Below are 5,503 nucleotides of genomic sequence, written 5' to 3' on the forward strand. Positions count from 1 at the left end.
TGACCGAAGGGAAGCCCAGCGGTCAGCGAGCGCAGCGAAGCTGGGCTTCCCTCCGGTCAGCACCAGCCCTCTACGCAAACCGCCTTCCGCAGACCCCGGCGAATCAACCGCCTTCCGCAGACCCCAGGGAATCAAACCGCCTTCCGCAGCGCCTGGTCCAGGTCCCACAGGATGTCCTCGACATCCTCGATGCCCACCGACAGCCGGATCATGTCCGGCCGCACGCCGGCGCGCTGCAGTTCCTCCTCGTTCAACTGGCGGTGCGTGGTGGAGGCCGGATGGATCACCAGCGTCTTGGCGTCGCCGATGTTCGCCAGGTGCGAGAGGAATTCGCAGGCGTCGATGAAGCGTTCGCCGGCCTTGACCGGATCGTTCGCACGGATGCCGAAGGTGAGGATGCCCGAGGCGCCCGGGCGGCCGTCGATGGCGCGGAACTGCTTCTTCGCCAGCGCGTGGTAGCGCGAGCCTTCCAGGCCCGGATAGTTGACCCAGCCAACCAAAGGATGGTCGCTCAGGAACTGTGCGACGCGCAGCGCGTTGCGGCAGTGCGCCTGCATGCGCAGGTGCAGCGTCTCGATGCCCTGCAGGATCAGCCAGGCGTTCAGCGGCGAGAGCGCGCCGCCGAAGGTGCGGTTCACCTCCATGCGCGCCTTCATGGTGTAGCCGAAGTCGCCGAAGGTCTCGTAGAACTTGACGCCGTGGTAGGCCCGGCTCGGCTCCAGCATCTCGGGGAACTTCTCGCGCGCGAGGCCGCCGCCCCAGTCGAACTTGCCCGATTCCACCAGCACGCCGGCCATGGTGGTGCCGTGGCCGCCCAGGTACTTGGTGGCGCTGTGCACCACGATGTCGGCGCCGAAGGCGAAGGGGTTGCACAGGTAGGGGCTGGGCACCGTGTTGTCGACGATCAGCGGCAGGCCGTGTTCGTGCGCGATCTGCGCCACCGCCTCGATGTCGAACACGTTGACGAGCGGATTGCCCAGCGTCTCGCCGTACACGGCGCGCGTGTTCGGCCGGATCGCACGGCGGAAGTTCTCCGGATCGTCCGGGTCGACGAAGGTGGTCTCGATGCCGAGGCGGCCGAAGCCGATCCCGAGCTGGCCCACGGAGCCGCCATAGAGCGTGGAAGCCGCCACGATGTGGTCGCCGGCCTTCAGGATGGCGAGGATCGCCGTCATCTGCGCCGCCATGCCGGTGGCGCAGGCGAGTGCCGCGCGGCCCCCTTCGAGCGAGGCGACCCGCTCCTCCAGCACCGCCACGGTGGGATTGCTGATGCGGCTGTAGACGTTGCCGAAGGTCTGCAGGTTGAACAGGCTGGCCGCGTGCTCGGCGGAGTCGAACACGAAGCTGGTGGTCTGGTGGATCGGCGTGGCGCGCGCGCCGGTCACCGGGTCGGGGATGGCGCCGGCGTGGATCGCCCGCGTGGCGAACGCGTATTCGCGGTCGCCGCGCTCTTGCGCTGTCTTGCCGAAGCCTTGGTCCTCGTCGTTCTGGCTCATGCTGTTCGCAGGCTGGTGGTGGAGCGAAGCGAAACCCCAGCGTTCAATAGAACAACTGCTGCGGCCGCCGCGCCGAGATCACCTTGGTGTTGACGCCGGCCCAGTTGAGGCCGCCGAACAGGCGCGCGTGTTCGATCTTCACGCAGCGGTCCGTCACCACGTCGAGGCCGGCGGCGCGCGCCCTGGCGGCCGAGGCTTCGTCGATCACGCCGATCTGCATCCAAAGGCACTTCGCCCCGATGGCGATGGCTTCGTCGGCGATCGGCGGGATGTCGGCGCTCTTGCGGAAGCAGTCCACCAGGTCGATCCTCTCGCCGGCTGCGGCCGCGGCGGTGACGCTGGGATAGCTGCGCTCCCCCAGGATCTCGGGCGCCGAGGGATTGATCGGGACGATGCGGTAGCCGTGCTCCTGCATGTACTTCGCCGCGAAGAAGCTCGGGCGATGCCATTGCGGGGACAGTCCCACCACCGCGAGCGTGCGGCAGGTGCCGAGGATGCGGCGCAGTTCGTGGATCGTGCTCATCGCACGAGTTTACGCACAGCGCGCGGCTACATCTGCGCGATCGCGTTGCGGACTTCGTCGGCGCCGAGCACTTCGGAGAGCACCACGGGCGCGCGGCCCGGGCGGTAGATCACGTACACCGGCACGCCGTTGCGTCCCAGTTGGGCGAGCGCCGCGGTGATGGTCGGGTCGCGGCGCGTCCAGTCGGCCCGCAGCAGGGTGAAGTTGTTCTTGTCGAAATCGGCCAGCACGTCGTCGCGCGAGAGCGTCGTCTTCTTGTTCAGCTGGCAGGTCACGCACCAGGCGGCGGTGAAGTCGACGAACACCGGCTTGCCGGCCGCCACCAGCTGCTGCACGCGCTCCGGCGCCCAGGGCTGCCAGCGGCTGTCGGTCGCGGCGGAGACCGTCCCCGCCACCGCGGGCCGCGTGATCGACGCGCCGATCGACCAGGCGACGAAGGCCAGGCCGGCGAGCGCCACCGAGCTCAGGACGACGCGGGTGCGCCCGCGCAGCGTCAGCGCCCACACCACCATGCTCAAGGCGACCAGCAGCGCCAGCAGCGAGGCGGCGCCGTCGATGCCGCTCTGCTGCCCCAGCACCCACACCAGCCAGGCGACCGTGGCGAACATCGGGAAGGCCATCAGCCGGCGGAAGGTCTCCATCCACGCGCCCGGCTTCGGCAGCCAGCGCGCAAAGGCCGGGATCCAGGCCGCGGCGAGGTAGGGCAGGGCCATGCCCAAGCCCAGCACGACGAAGATCGCCATGGCCTCGCCGGCCGGCAGCGTGGCCGCGAATCCCAGCGAGGCGCCCATGAAAGGCGCCGTGCAGGGCGAGGCGACCGCCACCGCCAGCACGCCGGTGAGGAAGGCGTTGGCCACCGGGTGCTTCGCTTCCATCGTCGCCACCGAGCTCGGAAGGAAGGAGCGGAACTCGAACACGCCGGCCAGGTTCAGCGCGATCAGCGTGAACAGCGCGGCCAGCGCCGCCACCACCGCCGGTGACTGCAGCTGGAAGCCCCAGCCGAGTTGCTCGCCGGCCGCCCGCAGCGCCAGCATCAGCGCGCCCAGGGCGGCGAAGGAAACGAGCACGCCGACGGTGTAGGCCATGCCGCTGATGCGGTGGCCGCGGCGGTCGTCGGCGTGCTGGGTGAAGCCCACCACCTTGATCGCGAGCACCGGGAACACGCAAGGCATCAGGTTGAGGATCAGGCCGCCGAGCAGGGCGCCGAACAGGGCAGCCAGGAAGGTGGTGCTGGCCGTGGCCGGCGCGCCGCCGCCTTGGGGAATAGCGGCGTTCTGGCGCAGCGCCTCCTGCAGGGCGGGCGAGACCGCGGCGGCGGGGGCCGCCTTGGCCGGCCAGGTGCCGGTGACCGGGGCCTCGACGCGCCAGGCCTGCGAGCCGGCCGCCAGCACCACGGGCAGGACGTCGGGGCTGGCGCCGCGGTGGGGCGACAGCGGCACGCTGGCCGTCCAGGTGTCGCCCTGCCAGGCTTGCGTCCAGGCGGCGGGGGGATCGATCACTTCCCCGGTTTCGGGGAAGAACTCGAGGTTTTTTCCCCGCGCAGCGGCGGGCAGGCCGGGGACCGAGATCTCCAGCTTCTGGCCTTCGACCTTGACCTGGGCGGCCGATTTCAGCGTCTGCGGGACGGCGGCCAGCGCCGCCTGGAAGTCACCGCCGTTGAGCGCCGTGGAGCCGCGCGCCGGCAGCTTGAGCGTGAAGCTGCCCTCCTCGGGGATGCATTCCTTCTGGCAGACCAGCCACGAGGCCTGCAGCCGCAGCTCGGCGTCGCCGGTGAGCGACGGCTTGAAGGCCGGCGTGACCGTCAGAGGCACCGGCAACAGCACCGTGCCTTCGTAGCCGTAGTTCATCAGCGGACCGACCGGCAGCTTGTGCGGCGCCGGCCAGGCGATCTCGCCGGCTTCCAGGCCGGCCGGCAGCGACCACGTGAGCACGGTCGGCAAGCCGGAATCGCCTGGGTTCTTCCAGTAGGTGTGCCACTCGGGCTGGTGCGTGATGCGCAGGCCCACCCAGACCTGCTTGCCGGCCTCCAGCCCCTCGGGTGCGTGCGCCAGCAGCTCGGCGCGGACGTGATCGGTGTTGACCACGGCCTTGTCCGCCTGGGCGAGGGAGACCGCGGGCAGCACGGCCGCGAGGGCAAAAGTGGCGAACAGGCGGGAAAATGTCATGACTCAGGGGTGGAGCTCTGCGTTGTGCGCGAAGTTCCGACGTTCAGGCGAAGCCCAGCACCACCCGTCGGGTGGTGGCGCTCTTCTTCTCGATCTTGGTGACGACCACCGCCCCGATTTCCGAGGTGTTGGCCACGTGGGTGCCGCCGCAGGGCTGGTAGTCGATGGCGGCGGCGCCGCCGATGCGGATGGTGCGCACCCGCCCCGTGCCGCGCGGCGGCTGCACCGACATGCTCTTGACCAGCGCCGGATTGGCGTCCAGCTCCTCGTCGGTGATGGAGCCGATGTCCACCGGATGCCCCGCCGCCACCAGGCGGGCGATGCCCTCGGTGAGCGCTTCCTTCTCCAGCGGCTCCGTCATGTTGAAGTCCAGCCGGGCGTAGTCGGCCGTGATGGAGCAGCCGTTCACCAGCTGCGGCACCAGGTGGCAAAGCAGGTGGGTGGTGGTGTGGAAGCGCATCAGCTTGTGGCGGCGCTCCCAGTCGATGCGGGCCACCACGGTGTCGCCCGGGCGCAGGATTTCCAGCAGCGCCTCCTGCCCGGGCTGCAGCAGGTGGGCGATGGCGCCGGTGGGCTGGCCCTGGTCGTCCTTGGCCTTGCGGGTGTCGGCCACCCGCAGTTCGCGGCCGTCGGCGAGCACCAGCACGCCGCTGTCGCCGGCCTGTCCGCCACCCAGGGGATAGAAGACGGTGCGGTCCAGCAGAACCCCCTGCTCGCCGACGGCGAGCACGGTGGCGGGCGTTTCCCGCAGGTAGGCATCCTGTCGAAACAGCTCTTGCGTCATCCCCCGATTGTCCCTTTTCCCGCGGAATCCCCACACATCGAAGGATCTCCGGAGCACACTCCGTGCCATGCCGCGAAGCGCCTGGATCCTGTCCATGCTGCTCGCCGGCCTGGCCGGCTGCAGCGACATCGCGCGCCTGCCCGAAGCGGCCACCGTGGGCGCGCAGCCGCAACTGCCCCCGCCGGCGAAGGCGCTGCTCCCCACCGTGCACATCGCGCCGGCCCAGGGCTGGCCGGCGGGCGGGCAGCCGCAGGCTCCGGCCGGTTTCCGCGTGACGGCGCTGGCGCGCGGGCTGGAGCATCCGCGCTGGCTGTACGTGCTGCCCAATGGCGACGTGCTGGTGGCGGAAAGCAATGCGCCCAAGCCGCCCCCCGGCCAGGAGCCCAAGGGGATCCGGGCCTTCGTCATGAAGCAGGTGATGAAGCGCGCCGGGGCCGGCGTGCCCAGCCCCGACCGGATCGTCCTGCTGCGCGATGCCGACGGCGACGGCGAGGCGGAGACGCGCAGCGTCTTCATCGACGGCTTGCACTCGCCC

At 70.4% G+C, this 5,503-nt stretch carries 4 protein-coding genes and 1 pseudogene; 1 reads left to right on the forward strand and 4 read right to left on the reverse strand.

The features are described 5' to 3' along the window. Positions 1 to 131: 131 nt before the first annotated feature. Genes VFM98_RS15590 through VFM98_RS15605 form a run of 4 tightly spaced genes read right to left on the reverse strand, consistent with a single transcriptional unit; the run spans position 132 to position 4,968 of the window. The gene (locus VFM98_RS15590) at positions 132 to 1,496 is read right to left on the reverse strand and encodes an O-acetylhomoserine aminocarboxypropyltransferase/cysteine synthase family protein (protein WP_325110821.1); all 1,365 of its coding nucleotides are present in this window, start codon (positions 1,494 to 1,496) and stop codon (positions 132 to 134) included. Positions 1,497 to 1,539: 43 nt separating this feature from the next. Further along, positions 1,540 to 2,019 carry a CoA-binding protein gene (locus VFM98_RS15595; RefSeq protein ID WP_325110822.1) on the reverse strand — a complete coding sequence of 160 codons (480 nt, stop codon included), beginning with the start codon at positions 2,017 to 2,019 and terminating at the stop codon, positions 1,540 to 1,542. Positions 2,020 to 2,045: 26 nt separating this feature from the next. Next, positions 2,046 to 4,184 carry a protein-disulfide reductase DsbD family protein gene (locus VFM98_RS15600; protein ID WP_325110823.1) on the reverse strand — a complete coding sequence of 713 codons (2,139 nt, stop codon included), beginning with the start codon at positions 4,182 to 4,184 and terminating at the stop codon, positions 2,046 to 2,048. Between the two features lie 43 nt (positions 4,185 to 4,227). Then, entirely contained in the window at positions 4,228 to 4,968 is a 741-nt protein-coding gene (locus VFM98_RS15605) for an alanyl-tRNA editing protein (protein ID WP_325110824.1), read from the reverse strand. 67 nt (positions 4,969 to 5,035) lie between these two features. On the opposite strand from VFM98_RS15605, the pseudogene VFM98_RS15610 reads away from it, so the two are divergent. Beyond that, positions 5,036 to 5,503 (forward strand): annotated as a pseudogene (locus VFM98_RS15610) (sorbosone dehydrogenase family protein); the annotation flags it as partial.

Origin of the sequence: Ramlibacter sp. (assembly GCF_035706265.1) — a bacterium.
GTDB lineage: Bacteria > Pseudomonadota > Gammaproteobacteria > Burkholderiales > Burkholderiaceae_C > Ramlibacter.